This is a genomic window from Streptomyces sp. NPDC102274 (assembly GCF_044766385.1).
GTDB lineage: Bacteria > Actinomycetota > Actinomycetes > Streptomycetales > Streptomycetaceae > Streptomyces.
Map to the genome: position 1 here is coordinate 12250 of NZ_JBIWLW010000058.1, position 17197 is coordinate 29446.

General features: G+C 70.9%; 15 protein-coding genes. 10 read left to right on the forward strand and 5 right to left on the reverse strand.

Annotated features, from left to right (window positions below; genetic code table 11):
* Positions 1–151: 151 nt before the first annotated feature.
* On the reverse strand, positions 152–991 hold the full coding sequence (locus ACIRQP_RS39335) for a chitosanase (protein WP_403899791.1): 840 nt from the start codon (positions 989–991) through the stop codon (positions 152–154).
* A 200-nt stretch (positions 992–1191) separates the two neighbouring features.
* Here ACIRQP_RS39335 and ACIRQP_RS39340 point away from each other — a divergent pair, with 200 nt between their 5' ends.
* The gene (locus tag ACIRQP_RS39340; RefSeq protein ID WP_403899794.1) at positions 1192–3378 is read left to right on the forward strand and encodes a hypothetical protein; all 2187 of its coding nucleotides are present in this window, start codon (positions 1192–1194) and stop codon (positions 3376–3378) included.
* Positions 3379–3465: 87 nt separating this feature from the next.
* On the opposite strand, the gene ACIRQP_RS39345 is transcribed toward ACIRQP_RS39340, so the two are convergent.
* Entirely contained in the window at positions 3466–4113 is a 648-nt protein-coding gene (locus ACIRQP_RS39345; RefSeq protein WP_403899797.1) for a TIGR03086 family metal-binding protein, read from the reverse strand.
* A gap of 259 nt (positions 4114–4372) precedes the next feature.
* Between ACIRQP_RS39345 and ACIRQP_RS39350 the strand changes: the two genes are divergently transcribed.
* From ACIRQP_RS39350 to ACIRQP_RS39375, 6 genes are all read left to right on the forward strand, one after another.
* Complete coding sequence (locus tag ACIRQP_RS39350; RefSeq protein WP_403899799.1) at positions 4373–5101, forward strand: DUF1684 domain-containing protein; 729 nt, start codon at positions 4373–4375, stop codon at positions 5099–5101.
* 77 nt (positions 5102–5178) lie between these two features.
* Entirely contained in the window at positions 5179–6696 is a 1518-nt protein-coding gene (locus ACIRQP_RS39355; RefSeq protein WP_403899802.1) for an ABC transporter substrate-binding protein, read from the forward strand.
* A 156-nt stretch (positions 6697–6852) separates the two neighbouring features.
* The gene (locus tag ACIRQP_RS39360) at positions 6853–7818 is read left to right on the forward strand and encodes an ABC transporter permease (RefSeq protein WP_403899805.1); all 966 of its coding nucleotides are present in this window, start codon (positions 6853–6855) and stop codon (positions 7816–7818) included.
* Entirely contained in the window at positions 7815–8765 is a 951-nt protein-coding gene (locus ACIRQP_RS39365; RefSeq protein ID WP_403899808.1) for an ABC transporter permease, read from the forward strand. Before ACIRQP_RS39360 ends, ACIRQP_RS39365 begins: the two co-directional genes overlap by 4 nt.
* Complete coding sequence (locus ACIRQP_RS39370) at positions 8762–9592, forward strand: ATP-binding cassette domain-containing protein (RefSeq protein ID WP_403899810.1); 831 nt, start codon at positions 8762–8764, stop codon at positions 9590–9592. Before ACIRQP_RS39365 ends, ACIRQP_RS39370 begins: the two co-directional genes overlap by 4 nt.
* Positions 9589–10422 (forward strand): ABC transporter ATP-binding protein, encoded by an 834-nt coding sequence (locus tag ACIRQP_RS39375; protein WP_403899812.1) that lies wholly within the window; start codon positions 9589–9591, stop codon positions 10420–10422. The genes ACIRQP_RS39370 and ACIRQP_RS39375 overlap by 4 nt, the downstream gene beginning before the upstream one ends.
* Before the next feature lie 106 nt (positions 10423–10528).
* Here the strand turns inward: ACIRQP_RS39375 and aceB are convergent, their stop codons facing one another.
* Positions 10529–12160: a malate synthase A gene (gene aceB, locus ACIRQP_RS39380; protein ID WP_403899814.1), complete on the reverse strand. Its 1632-nt coding sequence runs from the start codon at positions 12158–12160 to the stop codon at positions 10529–10531.
* 212 nt (positions 12161–12372) lie between these two features.
* Positions 12373–13014 (reverse strand): NTP transferase domain-containing protein, encoded by a 642-nt coding sequence (locus tag ACIRQP_RS39385; RefSeq protein ID WP_403899816.1) that lies wholly within the window; start codon positions 13012–13014, stop codon positions 12373–12375.
* 188 nt (positions 13015–13202) lie between these two features.
* Between ACIRQP_RS39385 and ACIRQP_RS39390 the strand changes: the two genes are divergently transcribed.
* Positions 13203–13520, forward strand: coding sequence for a DUF5955 family protein (locus tag ACIRQP_RS39390; protein ID WP_403899818.1), 318 nt, complete (start codon positions 13203–13205; stop codon positions 13518–13520).
* A gap of 48 nt (positions 13521–13568) precedes the next feature.
* Here the strand turns inward: ACIRQP_RS39390 and ACIRQP_RS39395 are convergent, their stop codons facing one another.
* Positions 13569–14381, reverse strand: a complete 813-nt coding sequence (locus ACIRQP_RS39395; RefSeq protein ID WP_403899820.1) for an IclR family transcriptional regulator — start codon at positions 14379–14381, stop codon at positions 13569–13571.
* 269 nt (positions 14382–14650) lie between these two features.
* Here ACIRQP_RS39395 and allB point away from each other — a divergent pair, with 269 nt between their 5' ends.
* Together allB and alc are read left to right on the forward strand one after the other, a co-directional pair.
* Entirely contained in the window at positions 14651–15988 is a 1338-nt protein-coding gene (gene allB, locus ACIRQP_RS39400) for an allantoinase AllB (RefSeq protein ID WP_403899822.1), read from the forward strand.
* Between the two features lie 2 nt (positions 15989–15990).
* Complete coding sequence (gene alc, locus ACIRQP_RS39405; protein WP_403899824.1) at positions 15991–17106, forward strand: allantoicase; 1116 nt, start codon at positions 15991–15993, stop codon at positions 17104–17106.
* Positions 17107–17197 lie beyond the last annotated feature (91 nt).

Sequence of the window (17197 nt, forward strand, 5' to 3'; positions counted from 1 at the left end):
GTTCCGCCCGGGGCGCCGGCGCGGGCGCCCCCGCACCGGGCCCGGGGCGGCATCCGGGTGACGGGACCCGGGGGGGCGGGCCCGCCCCCCCCCCCCCCGGCCCCGCCCCCCCCGCCTCGGACAGCGCCTGACCTGTCAGCCCGACACCTGGTCAGCCGATGTGGAAGCTGTCGCCGTACACCTTCCAGTCGAGCGGCGGATCCAGGTTCAGATTGCCCTTGTTGAGGAACACCCGCTGCGCGGTGTCCACCCGGCTGGTGTCCTCGTGGGCCTCCTCCTGCCTCATCGCCCAGACGCGGGCGTCGAGGAAGGCGTGCAGATACGTCGTCTGGTTTCCGCCCTGGGCCGGGGGCTTCGCCTCGGCCAGCGCGCGCTTGCGGATATTGCTGAAGCTGGTGCTGTCGCCGCCGTCGCCGTGCATCACGATGGCGTCGTAGTACGCGAACTGCCCGAGCGTGCCCAGGCCGTCCTGCTTACCGCGGTTCACGGCCGGGTTGAAGTAGACCCGGTCGCGTTCGTCGTTCTGTGCGGTCTTGAACGCGGAGTCCTTCGCCGCCTGCTTCCAGGCGGCGCTGAACCCCGGGTCGAGGCCCTCGTGCGAGTCGGTGCCGTCGACCGCCCGCAGAGCGGGCAGATACGTGGCGAGCGGGTTGCCCGGCTTGCGCTGGGTGTACAGCTCGACGAGGTCCAGCATGTCGCCGGTGCCGGAACAGAATCCGATGATGCCCGCGGTGTAGCCGCGGCCGTCGCCGATGTCCTCGATGTAGCCGTACTGCGCCTTCCAGTCCAGCGAGGAGTTCTCCGCGCTGGAGACGAGCTGCATGGCGATGTCCTTCTTCGCCGGGTCGTCGAGTCCGGTGGCCGCCGCCACGGCGGCGCCGGCGGCGGGTGAGGCGGCGGGGGGCTCCGCCGCCGCGTGGGCAGCGGACGCGGTGGGCACCGCGACCAGCGTCAGCGCGAGCAGAACGGTGCGAATGCGGGGGGTGGGCACCTGACCTCCAGGGTGGGGAGTTCGTGCGCGGTATCTGTTAGGAAGCTTTCCTACCAAAGGCGGGAGGTGCCGTATACCCATCCGTCTGTAAAGAAGGAGTGTGGGCCGGTCACTTGCTGCGATAGTGCTTCCTGCGGGGGGCGGTGCGGGGCGCCTCCGGCCGGAGGTCGTTGTCAGACCCCCGTGGCAGCGTTTTGGCCATGGATCTCGTACAGGTATTGGCCGATCTCGATGCCCAGCCGTGGGCGGAACTTGAGCACGCGTACGGCAGCGCCGAAGACCTGCCCGAACAACTGCGGGCGCTGGCGAGTGCGGACGAGGAGGAGGCGGGGGAGGCCCTGGGCGAGCTGTACAGCCGCATCCTCCACCAGGGATCGGTGTACGAGGCGTCCGCGCGGGCCGTGCCATATCTCGCCGGGCTGGCCGCCGCCGGGGTACGTGCCGACGATCTGCTGGTCCTCCTCGGGGGGATAGCCGAGAGCGAGGCCGTCTACGACAGCACGCCGCCCGGCGAGTGCCAGGCCGCCGTGATCGGCCAACTGCCCCTGATCCTGCCGCTGGTCGACGCCGAGGACGGGGCGGTGCGGCAGGCGGCGGTCTGGGCGGCGGCGCGCACGGGGGCCGTGGAGCCGGTCCTTCCGGTGCTGCTGCGCCGCTGGGAGTGCGAGGAAGAGCCGCTCGTACGGGCCGAGTTGCTCGCCGGAGCGGTGCTGCTCGACTCCTCGGGCGCGGCGGTGGACATGGTCACGGCGGCGCTGGAGGCGGGGGAGCCCGGGGAGCTGCGGATCGCCGCGGTCTTCGGCTCCCTGGACCTGGGGCTGCCGTGGACGGGGACACGCCATCGGGCCGTGCTGTCCCTGCTGCCGACCGACCCACTGGTCGCCGACCGCTTCGACCTGGAGCGGACGGAACCGCTGCACCACATCGTCGAGGCGCTGCTGGACCGCGGCACCTCCGCCGATCGCGAGGCGGCGTTCGCGCTGCTCGACTTCGCGCTGCGCGTCCCCGACGACGATGTCCGCGCGGAGGCCCTGTGGGCGACGGAACAGGCGTGTGTGTCGTCCAGGAGCGCCCCCGCCCGGCTCGCGAACCCACTGATCGCGCTGCTGGACGACCCGGCGTCGGCCCGGCCCGCCCTCAGCGCCCTGGACAAGCTCGGGCCGTACGCGGCCGCCGCGGCGCCCGCGTTGGTGGCGCTCGCCGACGGGGGCGGCGATCTCGCGGACCGCGCGCTCAAGGCCCTGGCCGTCGTGGACCCCGAGCGGGCGGCCCCGCTGCTCGCGCGTGATCTGCCCGAGCGCCCGGCGGCCCTCGGCGCGGCCTGCGCCTTCCCCCGCACGAGCCACGACGGGCCGTTTCCGTACCACCCGGAGCTGCTGGTCGCCGCCAGGGCCAGGCTGACCGTGCCGGAACTCGACGGGAACGAGCCGATCCGGCTCATCCGGCTGCTCGCCTCCTGGGGCGAGCGGGCCGCGCCCGCGTTCCCCGAACTGGCCGCGCTGCTCGGCGGGTTCCCCGCGTTCGTGCCCGCCGCGCTGGCCGCCGTCGATCCGGGGCGGGCCGTCGTACCGCTGGAGAAGGCCGCCGTCTCGGGGCCCGAGCCGGGCCGGTTCGCCGCCGCGCGTGCGCTCCACTCCATCACCGGCGACCTCGAACCGCTGCTGACCGTCCTCGCCGCGGAACTCGCGGCGGTCGACCCCCACCGCGTACGGCAGGCCGCCCGCGCCACAGCCGATCTCGGCAAGGGCGCCGCCGTGCTGGTTCCGTGTCTGCGGGCGGCGCTCAGCACGGACGACGCTCGCGTGACGACACCGCGCCTGGACGCCGACCTGGACATCGCCCTGGCCCTGTGGAGGCTGACCGGTGATCCCGGGGAAGCGCTGCCGGTGATCGCGGCCGTCCTGGAGGCGACGGACACCGAGTGGATGCGCTGGACAGCCGTGAACGCCGCCCGCGCCGCCGCCCGGCTCGGCCCGGCCGCGGCGGCGCTCCGTCCCGCCCTGGAACGGGGACTGGCCGACCCCGAACGGGCCCCGTCGATGGCCCTGGCCCTGCTGGCCACCGGAGTTACCACTCACCACCACGCGGACCGTGCCCCTCACGCGCGTCTCGCGGACACACTCCTGAGCTGCGCCGAACGCGACGCGGACCCGATGGGCGCCCTGGAAGCGCTCGCGGCGCTCGGCCCCGCATCCCTGACGGAGTCCGAGCTCCACCGCCTGACCAGCCTGGCGGAACGGGACCACCGGGTATGGGGCACGGGGCTGGAATCGGATGTGGTCTCCTCGGACGCGCGCTTCCAGGAGACGGCCCGCGCACTGCTGCGCAGGGCCACCGCCTCCCGGCACACCGACGCCCCGGCCATCGACGTCCCGGCCACCGACTGACCGTATTCGGGGCGCGTCGATGAATAGGGCATCGGTTCCGGGCCGGCCGACCGCAGAGCCCCCCGACCCTCGGGCGGCCGGCCCCGCTCATTCCCCGGGCCGCCAGTCGGGGCGGCGACCGCTCAGGCCGATCACCCGGTCCAGCAGCGGGGCGTCTGCGGGGACGGCGACCGGCGGCCCGAACACGCCGTCCGGAGCAGGGCCGGAGCCGGCGGGACCATCGGCCGCATCGGATCCATCCGATCCATCGGATTCGCCGGATCCGGCCGCCGGGGGCGGGGCCAGTATCGCGAGCGACGCCCGGAGCGACGCTTCGGCGGGGGCATACGGCTGCCCCGTGCTCCGTGCCAGGTCCCAGCCGTGGATCTGCACTTCATTGAGAGCCACCAGCCCGGCCACCGCACCCGGCAGATCGACACCGCCGACCCGGGTGGCGCCCTCCCAGGCGGCGGGCGAACGCCAGGACTCGGCCAACGCGTCCAACTGCCGGGGCAGTACCTCACGCCAGTCGTCCAGCAGCACGGGAAGGGACGTGTTCGGCGGTGTGTCCGTCGTCGGCCCCGACTTCTTCGCCGCGGCGTCGCGGAACGCCACCGTCAGCCCGACGAGATGCGCCAGCACCTCCCGTACCGCGTAGTCGGGACAGGGCGTCGGGCCGGCGAGCTGATCATCCTTGATATCTCCCAGCAGCCGCGCCACCTCGCGGCAAGCAGGCCCCAGGTCGAACGGTTCCATCTGTGTCTGAGTATCCATATGACGTAGACCGGTCCGGCCACCGAAACTCATCGCTCCGGAACCCGACCACTGGGCCCGCCGTCACACCCCGCCGTGCCGGGCGAGAAACAGGAGAGAGACAAGGAGAGAGACAATCTGTCTCGAATGATGGTCAATCGTGGCTTGAAATAACCCCATGTATGTACGATCCAGTCGTTCCAGACCCCACAGCGACGCCGCGCGGGATCAAACCATTCCGTCAGACCGGAGCGAGTCCCGCATGTCCGTGCATACCCGTTCTTCCGAGCCGGCCGAGGAGGCCCAGGCGGCGCTGGGGGCGTGGCACACCGCGCGGCGGACCGCCGTGACCGGCCCCGTCGGCAACTTGGCGCTGATAGAGACCCGGTGGCTGGATCCCGGAGTGGACGCCGCCGAGGAACAGGCCAGGACCGTGGTCCCGGACGGTGTGACCCTCACCACCGTGCGGCGGACCAACCTCCACACCGGCGAGCCGGAAGAGGCGCTGCGCTTCTGGGACGCGGACGCTCCGGCCATCCAGCATTTCTCGCATATCGCCGCGTATCCGTTCCATCCGGACTGGGTGATAGAGGCCACCTTCACTCCGGTATCCACCGACCGCCGGGTGCCGTTCGAGCATATTCGCGACAGCGGAGGCAGTCGCGAACTGGTTGTCCCCGGCGATATTCACCTCACACTGGACGGTGTGGACTACACGCTGTCGGCCTTCGACGACGACGGGACGCTCCTCCTGGTCTTCGGTGACCCGACGAACGGCGGCGACACCTACGGCGCCGGCCGCTTCCTGTTCGTCCCGCGCGAGGCCGGCGACGAAACGGTCGTACTGGACTTCAACCGCGCCTTCGTGCCGCCGTGCGGATTCTCCGCTCAGTACAACTGTCCACTGCCGCCGCGGCAGAACCGGCTGCACCTGCCCGTCGAGGCGGGCGAGAAGGTTCCGGTCTTCCGCGACGGCTACTCGGTCAACTGAGCACACCCGAGGCACCACAGCCGGATCCCACCACCCCTCCCGGGGACCCGTCCGGCAGTCGATCAGGAGTAGAAGTGATGAGAAAGTCCGTACCGCTGCTCGGCGGCACCCTGGTGGTCACCCTGTCCCTCGCCCTCACCGCCTGCGGTTCCGGGGCCGACAAAACGAGTAATTCGCCCTCCGGCTCGTACGACAAGAACGCGACCGTCGGGATCGGCTCGCTCTACGAACCGCAGAATCTGGACAACACCGGAGGCGGTGGCCAGGGCGTGACCGAGGCGCTCAACGGCAATGTCTACGAGGGGCTGTTCAAGCTCACCGACAGCGGCAAGGTCGAGAAGCAGCTCGCCAAGGACTACACCGTCAGCCCGGACGGCCTCACGTACACCTTCACCCTGCGCGACGGCGTGAAGTTCCACTCGGGCGAGGCGCTCACCTCCGCCGATGTCAAGTACAGCATCGAGAAGGTCCGCGCCGGGAACTCCCAGTCGGCGCGCAAGAGCAGCTTCGACATGGTCACGTCGATCACGACCCCGGACCCGGCCACCGTCAAGGTGACCCTGTCGTCCAAGTCGATCTCGTTCGTCTACAACCTCAGCTATGTGTGGGTGGTCAACTCCGCGGCCAAGGACCTCAAGACCTCGGAGGACGGCACCGGCCCCTACACCCTGGACAAGTGGACCCGGGGCTCCGCGCTCAGCCTGGCGCGCTTCCCGGGGTACTGGGGTACGGCGGCGACCAACGCGAAGGTCGTCTTCCACTACTACAAGGACGCGACCGCCCTCAACAACGCGCTGCTCACCAACGCCGTGGACGCGGTGACCAGCGAGCAGAGCCCGGACGCCCTCGACCAGTTCAAGAACAACCCGAACTACAAGGTCAACGACGGGAACTCGACCACCAAGCTGCTGCTGGCCTTCAACGACCGGGTCAAGCCGTTCGACAACGTCAAGGTACGCAAGGCCGTCAGCTCCGCGATCGACAACAAGAAGCTGCTCCAATCGGTCTGGGGCGACCACGGCACTCTGATCGGCTCGATGGTCCCGCCCACCGACCCCTGGTACGAGGACCTCACCAAGGTCAACCCGTACGACACGACGCTCGCCAAGAAGCAGCTCGCGGAGGCCGGCTACCCCAAGGGCTTCAGCTTCACGCTCGACACCCCCAACTACGACCCGCACCCGACGGCCGCCACCTTCATCAAGTCGGAGCTGGCCAAGGTCGGTATCAAGGTCGACATCAACGTCATCACGCCGGACGAGTGGTACACCAAGGTCTACAAGAACCACGACTTCAGCGCGACGCTCCAGGAACATGTCAACGACCGCGACATCGTCTGGTACGGCGACCCGGACTTCTACTGGGGCTACGACAACAAGCAGGTCGCCGCGTGGGTGAAGCAGGCCGAGCAGTCGGACACCACCGACCAGCAGACGGCCCTGCTGAAGAAGGTCAACCGGCAGATCGCCGAGGACGCGGCGAGTGACTGGCTCTACCTCTACCCGCAGATCGTGGTGGCCAACACCAAGCTGTCGGGCTACCCGCTCAACGGTCTCAACTCGCAGTTCTACGCCTACGGCATCAAGAAGAGCTGACGCTCCCACCCGAGCTGACGCTCCCACCCGAGCCGAAGTTCCACCCGAGCCGAAGCTCCAGCAGAGCCGACGCTCCGCCCCGCCGTGCGGGCCCGGCCGCCTCACTCCGTGCCCGTACGGCGGAATCCCCGCTTCCGTCGATCGGTCCCCCGCCTGATGATCTCCTACCTGCTGCGACGGCTGGCCTTCCTGGTCGGCTCACTGTTCCTGGCCAGCGTGGTGCTCTTCCTGCTGCTGCGGCTGCTCCCCGGCGACCCGGCGAACTCCCTGCTCTCGGTCGGCGCGAGCCCGGAGCAGATCGCCGCCGCCCGCCACGAGATCGGCTCGGACCGCCCCGTTCCGGAACAGTTCGTCCACTGGCTCCACCAGCTGGCCACCTTCGACCTGGGGAACTCGTTCGTTAGTACACTCCCGGTCGGCCCGGAGATCACCTCCCGGCTCGATGTCACCGTCCCGCTGACACTGCTCTCCTTCCTGCTGGCCGTGGTGATCGCCGTCCCCGTCGGCTTCATCGCGGCCCACCGGTCGGCCACCTGGTACGGGACGCTGATCAGCGGGATCTCCCAACTCGGTATCGCCGTACCGGTCTTCTGGATCGGGATGATCCTCATCACCGTCTTCGCGCTGCGCCTCGGAGTGCTGCCCGCGGGAGGCTTTCCGCAGGACGGCTGGGCACGGCCGGGGGAGGCGCTCACCTCGCTGGCCCTGCCGGTGATCACCGTCGCGCTGGTCATGTCGGCCTCCCTCATCCGGTACGTACGGTCCGCCGCGCTGGATGTCCTCGGCAGTGACTATCTGCGTACGGCCAGGGCCCTGGGCTCGTCCTTCAACCGCGCGATGTGGCGGCACGGCATGCGCAACGGCGCGGTGCCGGTCGTCTCCGTCCTCGGGATCGAACTCGCCACCACCCTGCTCGGCGCGGTCGTCGTCGAGACGGTGTTCGCGCTGCCGGGCCTGGGCAGCCTGCTCGCCCAGGCCGTCGCCCAGCACGACTACCCCACGGTCCAGGGAGTCCTCTTCGTGAGCACCTTCGCGGTGCTGGTCATCGGGTTCCTCAGCGATCTCGCGCAGCGACTGATCGATCCCCGGCTGCGCGGCCGGCTGTCGGGAGGCACCCGATGAGCGAGCGGACCGATCCGACCGCTGGCCCGGACGAGGCAGCGGACCCCGCCCAAGCGGTCACCCCCGCCCCGTCGGCCGCCCCCGACCCGGCCACCCCCGCCGTCGAGAGCGCGAAGCAGCCCCCGGCCGCCCGTACCCGACGCTCCCCGGCCCTGGTGACCGGCTGCGTTCTGCTCGGACTGATCGTCGTCACCGCGCTGGTCTCGCTGTTCTGGGTCCCGTACGCCCCCGACGACACGACGGGCGGCCGGCTCACGGCGCCCGGACTGCCGCATCTGCTCGGCACCGACAAGCTCGGCCGCGATCTGCTGACCCAGCTGATGGCCGGCGCGCGCATCGCGCTGGAGGCCGGCCTCGGCGCCATCGCGATCGGGACGGTGCTCGGCGTCTGCTTCGGTCTCGCCGCGGGCTTCGCCACCCGATGGCTCGACGACACCCTCTCCACCCTGCTGGACGTCCTGATCGCCTTCCCCACCCTTCTGCTGGCGATGCTGATGGTGGCGGCCCGTTCCGCCTCGCTCAGCTCCGCGATCCTCGCCATCGGGCTCGCGATGACGGCCGTGGTGGCCCGGCTGAGCCGGATCCTGGTCAAACGGGTGCTGGCGCAGGACTACATCACGGCGGCGCGCACCTCGGGCACCTCCTGGCCCCGCGTCATCACCGGCCACGTGCTGCCCAATATCTGGCCCACCCTGGTGGTGAACCTCGCCCAGCAGTTCGGCCTCGCCGTGATGGCCGAGGCGAGTCTGTCGTTCCTCGGGCTCGGCGCCCCGCCGCCGAACGCGTCCTGGGGGCGCATGCTCCAAGAGGCACAGGCGACCGTGTTCACCGCCCCCACCGGGGTCATCGCCCCCGGAGTACTGCTGGTCATGCTGGTCGTGGGCGTCAATCTGATCGCCGACGGACTGCGCGACACCCTCGACCCCACCCGGCGGAGGACCCGATGAACGCGCGCGATACACGGGTGCTCGACGTCAACGGACTGACGATCCGCACCGACCAGGGCCGGACGCTGGTCTCCGGCCTGACGTTCTCGATCGGCGCGGGCTCCCGGCTCGGCCTGGTCGGCGAGTCCGGCTCGGGCAAGTCCCTCACCGCGCTCGCCGTGCTGGGCCTGCTGCCGCCCGGCATGAACGCCTCGGGCAGCATCGTCCTGAGGACGGCCCCGGACGCACCGGGCACCGAAGTCATCGGCGCGACCGAGCGGCGGCTGACCGCTCTGCGCGGGCGGGCCGCCACCGTCGTCTTCCAGGAACCCCTCACCGCGCTCGACCCGCTGATGCGGATCGGCGGCCAGCTCGCCGAACCGCTGCGCCGGTGGCGCGGGCTGCGCGGACCGGCGCTGCGCCGCGCCGTGGCGGAAGCCCTCGAACAGGTACGGCTCCCCGACCCCGAACGGATCACACGCGCCTATCCGCACGAGATCTCCGGCGGACAGCGCCAGCGGGTCGCGCTCGCCATGGCGCTGGCCTGCGAACCGGCCCTGCTGATCGCGGACGAGCCCACCACCGCCCTCGATGTCACCGTCCAGTCGGATGTGCTCGCGCTGCTGGACGGGCTGGTCGCCCAGCGGGACATGGCGCTGCTGTTCGTCAGCCATGACCTGGCGGTGGTCTCGTCCGTGACCGATCACGTCCTGGTGCTCAAGGACGGGGCGGCCGTCGAGTCCGGCAGCGTGGACGACATCGTGCGGCGCCCCCGGCATCCGTACACCCGGGATCTGGTGGACAGCGCCCGGCACCTCGAAAGCGCACTGGAACGGATCGTCCGATGACCACTCCGATCCCGGCCACCCCGGTGCCGGGCCCCCGGGCCGCCGCCGGCCCCGCGATCCTGGCCGCGCGGGACGCGGGGTTCGCCTACCGGGGCGCGCCCCCTGTCCTGCACGACGTCTCCCTCGACATCACCGCGGGCCGCAGCCTCGGGCTGGTCGGCGAGTCCGGGGCGGGCAAGACCACGGTGCTGCGACTGCTGCTCGGCCTCACCCGCCCCACGAGCGGACGGATCCTGTTCGACGGGGACGAGCTCAGGCAGCGCGACCGCGAACAGATGCGCCGCTTCCGGCGCGGCGTACAGAGCGTGTTCCAGGACCCGTACTCCTCGCTCGACCCCCGGCAGCGGGTCAGCGGCATCGTCGCGGAGCCACTGCGCTCGCTCGGTCTGAGCCGGCCGGTGGCGCGCGGGGAGGAGGACCCACGGGTCGCCGCCGCGCTGGCGGCCGTCGGCCTTCCCGCCGACGCCGCCCGCCGCTATCCGCACGAGTTCTCCGGCGGCCAGCGCCAGCGCATCGCCATCGCCAGGGCCACGGTGTGCGAGCCCCGGGTGCTGCTCGCCGACGAACCGGTGAGCGCGCTCGATGTCACCACCCGCGTCAGGATCGTCGACCTGCTCATCGAGCTGAAGGAGACACGGGGGCTGACCATCGCGATGGTCTCGCACGACCTGTCGGTGGTGGCGGCGCTGTGCGAGCGGACGGCGGTGCTGGAACACGGGCGGGTCGTGGAGCAGGGCGACACGGCGTCGGTCCTGGGCTCGCCCTCGCACCCCTACTCGCGACGGCTGATCGCGAGCGTACCGAGGCTTCCGTCACCCAAGACCCTCTGAGACAGGGAGAGGGACAGAGACAGAGGCCGAGGCCGAGGGCGGCCGGGCACGCGGAAGCCCCCGGCGCCGTGCGGGGCACCGGGGGCGGTCCGTTCACCGCGTGGCGTCAGCCGCGCAGTTGCTCGTACGCCGGGAGCGTGAGGAAGTCCGCGTAGTCGTCGTCCAGCGCGACCGTCAGCAGCAGATCGTGGGCCTGCTGCCAGCGGCCGGCGGTGAAGGCATCCTCGCCGATCTCGGCGCGGATCGCGGCGAGTTCGTCGGCGGCGAGGGTGCGGGCCAGCTCCGGTGTGGCGCGTACGGTGCGGCCGTCGTGGTCGAACTCGACGCCCGCGTTGATCCACTGCCAGATCTGCGAACGCGAGATCTCCGCGGTCGCCGCGTCCTCCATCAGATGGAAGATCGCGACCGCGCCCATGCCGCGCAGCCACGCCTCGATGTAGCGGATGCCGACCTGGACGGCGTTGCGCAGCCCCTCGTACGTGGGCCGCGCGTCGAGCGAGTCGATGGCGATCAGATCGCCCGCGGCGACGGAGACGTCCTCGCGCAGCCGGTCCTTCTGGTTCGGGCGGTCGCCGAGGACCGCGTCGAAGGAGGCCATGGCGATCGGGACCAGATCGGGGTGGGCGACCCAGGAGCCGTCGAAGCCGTCGTGCGCCTCACGGTCCTTGTCGGCCTTGACCTTCTCGAAGGCGACCTTGTTGACCTCGGCGTCGTGCCGGGACGGGATGAAGGCCGCCATGCCGCCGATCGCGTGGGCGCCCCGCTTGTGGCAGGTGCGGACGAGCAGTTCGGTGTACGCGCGCATGAACGGGGCCGCCATCGTGACCGCGTTGCGGTCCGGCAGGACGAACTTGGCGCCGCCGTCGCGGAAGTTCTTGACGATCGAGAAGAGATAGTCCCAGCGTCCCGCGTTCAGCCCGGAGGCGTGGTCGCGCAGCTCGTAGAGGATCTCCTCCATCTCGTACGCGGCGGTGATCGTCTCGATCAGCACGGTCGCGCGGACGGTCCCCCGCGGAATGCCCACGTAGTCCTGGGCGAAGACGAAGACATCGTTCCAGAGGCGGGCCTCCAGATGCGATTCCGTCTTCGGCAGGTAGAAGTACGGGCCCTTGCCCAGCTCGATCAGGCGCTTGGCGTTGTGGAAGAAGTACAGACCGAAGTCGACCAGCGCGCCCGGCACCTGCTCACCGTTCAGCTGGAGGTGACGCTCCGCCAGATGCCAGCCGCGCGGGCGCATCACGACGGTCGCGAGCTCATCGGCTTCCTTGAGGGCGTACGACTTGCCCGAGCGCGGGTCGGTGAAGTCGATACGGCGGTGGTACGCGTCGCTCAGATTGAGCTGACCGAGGATCACGTTCTCCCAGGTGGGGGCGGAGGCGTCCTCGAAGTCGGCGAGCCAGATCCGGGCACCGGAGTTGAGCGCGTTGATGGCCATCTTCCGGTCGGTCGGACCGGTGATCTCCACCCGGCGGTCTTCCAGCGCGGCCGGCGACGGCGCGACCCGCCAGCTGTCGTCCGCGCGGATCGCCGCGGTCTCCGGCAGGAAGTCCAGGCTGGACGTCCGGGCGATCTCGGCCCGGCGCCCGGCGCGGCGGGCGAGCAGCTCGTCACGGCGTGGGGTGAACCGCCGGTGCAGCTCCGCCACGAAGGTGAGGGCCGCTTCGGTGAGCACCTCGTCCTGCCGGGGCAGCGGTTCGGCATCGACGACGGCCAGCGGGGAGGGCGCTGGTGCGGACATGAGTTGTCACTCCTTCACGGGCGGTGCCAGGGACCGCCGGCCGGCCCAGGACGGCACGGAGTGCCGAGGCGTGGGGGGTACGGTCGCGGGCGCCGTTCAGGGGGCGGACGCTCTGACCTGTGGATAGTAGTTTCCTCATGGTGGAAGTTCAATGGTTTGTTGATGTCGAGATTCTCCGGGTCGACAGACCCTGGCGCCGAGTGCCACCGTCCTTACTCAAGGTGCGACAGATCTTCCTCCGTGTCGATGTCATACGCCCGCGCGACATCCCCGCACTCCACCCGCACGATCTCGTTCTCGTGTACCCGCAGGTACGCGCGCGCCCCGCGATCGCCCTCCGCGTCCGCCGAGATCTCCGCCCATCGGCGCGCGCCGAACAGCACGGGATGGCCGCGCTTCCCGTCGTAGGAGGCCGCCACGAGCGAATCCGGGGTGCGGTACGCGCCCACCACGCGGGCCACCGCCGCCGCGCCGATCCCCGGCTGGTCCACCAGCAGCACCACCACCGCCTCCGCGTCCGTACCCGCCAGCGAGGCGAGCCCCGCGCGCAGTGAGGACCCCATGCCCTCGGCCCAGCGCGGATTGTCGACCAGCACGTATCCCGGCAGTTCGGCCCGGCCGCGTACCTCCCGCGCCGCCGCCCCCAGCACCACATGCACCGGACCGCATCCCCCCTCGCGCAGCGCACGCGCGCCATGCTCGACCAGTGGCCGCCCCCGATGCGTCAGCAACGCCTTGGGCCGCCCCCCGAGCCTGCGCCCGCCACCGGCGGCGAGCAGCAGTCCGGCGATCACGGGAGGGGGTGGGGCGGGCGGGTTCGTGTCGTCCGATGTGCCCGACGTGGGTACTGGCATGGGTACTGCCTACCTCATTCCGTCCCACTTCGGTCCGTGGAGTGGCGCGTACCGCGCGTAATGGCGTTAACTTGCCCGCGAACCTTGGCGCTTGACCACCGTCCGAGGAGTCGGCCTTTTGGGATGTACCGGTACAGGAATGTGCCCGGCGCAAGGGCGTGTGCGGGCGAGGGGCAAGGGGGAGAGCTTTGTTGCGGAGCGCGGGGCAGGCGCCGGTGGTGGAGAAGGGCGAGGACCCGAGGGTCGCGGAGCTGCGTGCCGCGGTGTCCCGGCTCAGGCGTGAACTGGCCGGATATCAGGCCGAGTTCAAGGACCGCGCCATCGCTGAGGACGAGCTGGCCGCGCTTGCCGCGATGGTGGCGAGCGGCGCCCCCGAGGCATCCCGTATGCGCCGGTCGCTGCTGCTGATCGTGGGCTCGATCGGTTCGGTCAGCGCGCTGGGGCAGGCGCTGATGGGCGTACGGGCCGCGGTCGATCTCTTCGGAGACGCGCCCCGCAGGCTCTGACGGGGCCCATCCCGCCCCGCGGGCCCTCGACGGGGCCCATCGGGAGGCTCAGGCGTGTGTCTGTGCCTGTGCCGTGTTCGCCAGCGCCTCGGCAAGATCCCGTGCGACCTCCTGGAGCACCGGGACGATCCGTTCCGTGGCCTCCTCCGTCACCCGGCCCGCCGGACCCGAGATGGAGATGGCCGCGGCCGTGGGGGAGTCGGGGACCGGAACCGCCAGGCAGCGGACGCCGATCTCCTGCTCGTTGTCGTCGACCGCGTACCCTGCCCGGCGCACCACTTCCAGGGCGTCCAGGAACCCGTCGGGCGTCGTGATCGTCTTCTCGGTGGCGGCCGGCATCCCCGTACGGGACAGCAGGGCGCGGACCTCCTCCGGCGAGATGTGCGCGAGCAGCGCCTTGCCCACGCCCGTGGAGTGCGGCAGCACCCGCCGGCCGACCTCGGTGAACATCCGCATCGAGTGCTTCGAGGGGACCTGCGCGACATACACGATCTCGTCGCCGTCGAGCAGCGCCATGTTCGCCGTCTCGCCGGTCTCCTCGACCAGCCGGGCCAGATAGGGCCGCGCCCAGGTGCCGAGCAGTCGCGACGCGGACTCGCCGAGCCGGATCAGCCGGGGGCCGAGCGCGTACCGGCGGTTGGCCTGCTGGCGCACATAGCCGCAGGCCACCAGCGTGCGCATCAGCCGGTGGATGGTCGGCAGCGGCAGCCCGCTGCTCGCCGAGAGCTCGCTGAGCCCGACCTCGCCGCCCGCGTCCGCCATTCGTTCGAGCAGGTCGAAGGCGCGCTCAAGGGACTGGACACCGCCGCTGGCGGGGGCGGATTTGGTGGCGTCGGTGGTGCTGGCGCTGGACGACGGCACGTCAACGGTCCTTTCGAGGCGGGCGGGGCAGGCAAGCAGCCTACCGGGCCGTGCGACCGGGTACCTGATCAATGGTGGAGCGTATCTGCCGGTCAGGACGTTTCTGTCCGGTGCCCGCGGTCGATGGTGTGCGATCCGTCCATTCTATATCGCGAAATAAACTTTTCACTCTGTGGAAACGGTCAGGTCCGGTCCGGTCTTGACTGGCCGGGATCCGGAGTGAAGACTCCTTCAACAGTTCGTTGAAACTCGCTCAGTGAGGGGCACCGGTGTCCGATGTGAGCCTGGTACTGCGTTCGACGCGCGTCATCACCCCCGAGGGGACGCGGGCGGCCTCGATCGCCGTCGCCGACGGCAGGATCGCGGGCGTCCTGCCGTACGACGCGCAGGTGCCGCCCGGCGCCCGGCTGGAGGACGTCGGCGGCGATGTCGTGCTCCCCGGCCTCGTCGACACACACGTCCATGTGAACGACCCGGGACGCACCGCGTGGGAAGGCTTCTGGACCGCCACGCGCGCGGCTGCGGCCGGCGGGATCACCACGCTCCTCGACATGCCGCTGAACTCCCTGCCGCCCACCACCACCGCCGCCCAGCTGCGCACCAAGCGCGAGGTGGCCCGTACGAAAGCCCATGTCGACGTCGGCTTCTGGGGCGGCGCCGTCCCGGACAACGTCAAGGATCTGCGCCCGCTGTACGACGCCGGGGTCTTCGGCTTCAAGAGCTTCCTGTCGCCGTCCGGAGTCGACGAATTCCCCGCGCTGGACCAGGAACAACTCGGCCGCTCGCTCGCGGAGATCGCCGGCTTCGGCGGGCTGCTGATCGTCCACGCCGAGGACCCGCGCGAACTGGCGTCCGCGCCCCGGCGAAGCGGTCCCGCCTACGCCGACTTCCTGGCGTCCCGGCCGCGCGGCGCCGAGAACGCCGCGATCACGAGCCTGATCGCCCAGGCCCGGCGGCTCGACGCCCGGGTCCATGTACTGCATCTGTCGTCGTCCGACGCGCTGCCGCTGATCGCCGAGGCCAAGCGGGACGGCGTACGGATCACCGTCGAGTCGTGTCCGCACTTCCTGACCCTCACCGCGGAGGAAGTCCCGGACGGGGCCACGGAGTTCAAGTGCTGCCCACCGATCCGCGAGGCCGCGAACCAGGACGCGCTCTGGCAGGGCCTCATCGACGGCACCATCGACTGTGTCGTCTCCGACCACTCGCCCTGCACCACCGATCTCAAGACCCCCGACTTCGCGACCGCCTGGGGCGGTATCTCCTCGCTCCAGCTGGGACTGCCGGCGCTCTGGACCGAGGCCCGCCGGCGCGGCCGGCCGCTGGAGGACGTCGTCCGCTGGATGTCGACGGCCCCCGCCGCGCTCGCCGGACTGCCCCGCAAGGGCGCCATCGAGGCGGGCCGCGACGCCGACTTCGCGGTCCTCGCGCCCGACGAGACCTTCACCGTCGACCCTGCCCGCCTCCACCATCGCAATCAGGTGACGGCGTACGCGGGCAGGACGCTGTACGGCGTCGTCGGATCCACCTGGCTGCGCGGCACCCGGATCGTCCATGACGGCGTGCTCGCGGAGCCCACCGGCCGACTGCTCGAAAGGAACAACTGACCGTGCCCGAAGCCCTGTTCACCGGTGACGCCCGCCCGTACGGCGGCGGTGACCCGTACGCCGACTACCGCACCAGCGTCTTCCCCTTCGCCCACCTCGCCGATCTCGCCGACCGCCGGCTGGGGGCCGGTGTCATCGCCGCCAACGACGAGTTCTTCGCCGAACGCGAGAACCTGCTGAAGCCCGGAGCGGCGGAGTTCGACCCGGAGCGCTTCGGCCACAAGGGCAAGATCATGGACGGCTGGGAGACCCGCCGCCGCCGCGGTTCCGGCGCCGACCGGCCGCACCCCACCGACCAGGACCACGACTGGGCACTGATCAGGCTCGGCGCGCCGGGGGTGATCCGGGGGATCGTCGTCGACACCGCCCACTTCCGCGGCAACTACCCGCAGGCGGTCTCGGTGGAGGCCACCTCGCTGCCGGGCTCCCCGTCGCCGGAGGAACTGCTCGGCGACGGTGTGAAGTGGACGGCCCTGGTGCCCCGTACGGCCATCGGCGGCCACGCCGCGAACGGCTTCGCGGTCGACGTGGAACAGCGCTTCACCCACCTGCGGGTGAACCAGCATCCCGATGGCGGGATCGCCCGTCTCCGCGTGTACGGGGAGGTCGCGCCCGACCCGGCGTGGCTCGGTGTCCTCGGTACGTTCGACCTCGTCGCGCTGGAGAACGGCGGCCGGGTGGAGGACGCCTCCGACCGCTTCTACTCGCCCGCCACGAACACCATCCAGCCGGGCCGCTCCCGGAAGATGGACGACGGCTGGGAGACCCGGCGCCGCCGGGACAAGGGGAACGACTGGATCCACTACCGGCTGGCGGCGCAGGCCGAGATCCGCGCGATCGAGATCGACACGGCGTATCTGAAGGGCAACGCTGCCGGGTGGGCGACGCTGTCGGTACGGGACGGGGAGACGGGGGAGTGGACGGAGATCCTGGCCAGGACGAGGTTGCAGCCGGATACGAACCACAGGTTCGCGCTGGGGGCGGCGGTGGTGGCGACAGAGGTCCGGATGGATATTTTCCCGGACGGCGGGGTTTCGCGACTGCGCGTGTTCGGGGGGCTGACGGAGGTTGGTGCGGCGGGGTTGGCGGCGCGGCATCGGGAGCTGGGTGGGGGCTAGGGTGTGTCTGACAATGATCATGTCGCTGGTTGGCGGAGCCAGAGGATGAGTGAGGCGAGTTGGAGTCCGGCTCGGTAGCGGGTGGCGAGCT

Coding starts and splice junctions, on each gene's coding strand:
- aceB (WP_403899814.1), bottom strand. CDS start 12,160: ATGTCCGCACCAGCGCCCTCCCCGCTGGCCGTCGTCGATGCCGAACCG.
- ACIRQP_RS39350 (WP_403899799.1), top strand. CDS start 4,373: ATGTCCGTGCATACCCGTTCTTCCGAGCCGGCCGAGGAGGCCCAGGCG.
- ACIRQP_RS39345 (WP_403899797.1), bottom strand. CDS start 4,113: ATGGAACCGTTCGACCTGGGGCCTGCTTGCCGCGAGGTGGCGCGGCTG.
- ACIRQP_RS39340 (WP_403899794.1), top strand. CDS start 1,192: ATGGATCTCGTACAGGTATTGGCCGATCTCGATGCCCAGCCGTGGGCG.
- ACIRQP_RS39370 (WP_403899810.1), top strand. CDS start 8,762: ATGAACGCGCGCGATACACGGGTGCTCGACGTCAACGGACTGACGATC.
- ACIRQP_RS39360 (WP_403899805.1), top strand. CDS start 6,853: ATGATCTCCTACCTGCTGCGACGGCTGGCCTTCCTGGTCGGCTCACTG.
- ACIRQP_RS39365 (WP_403899808.1), top strand. CDS start 7,815: ATGAGCGAGCGGACCGATCCGACCGCTGGCCCGGACGAGGCAGCGGAC.
- ACIRQP_RS39375 (WP_403899812.1), top strand. CDS start 9,589: ATGACCACTCCGATCCCGGCCACCCCGGTGCCGGGCCCCCGGGCCGCC.
- ACIRQP_RS39355 (WP_403899802.1), top strand. CDS start 5,179: ATGAGAAAGTCCGTACCGCTGCTCGGCGGCACCCTGGTGGTCACCCTG.
- ACIRQP_RS39385 (WP_403899816.1), bottom strand. CDS start 13,014: ATGCCAGTACCCACGTCGGGCACATCGGACGACACGAACCCGCCCGCC.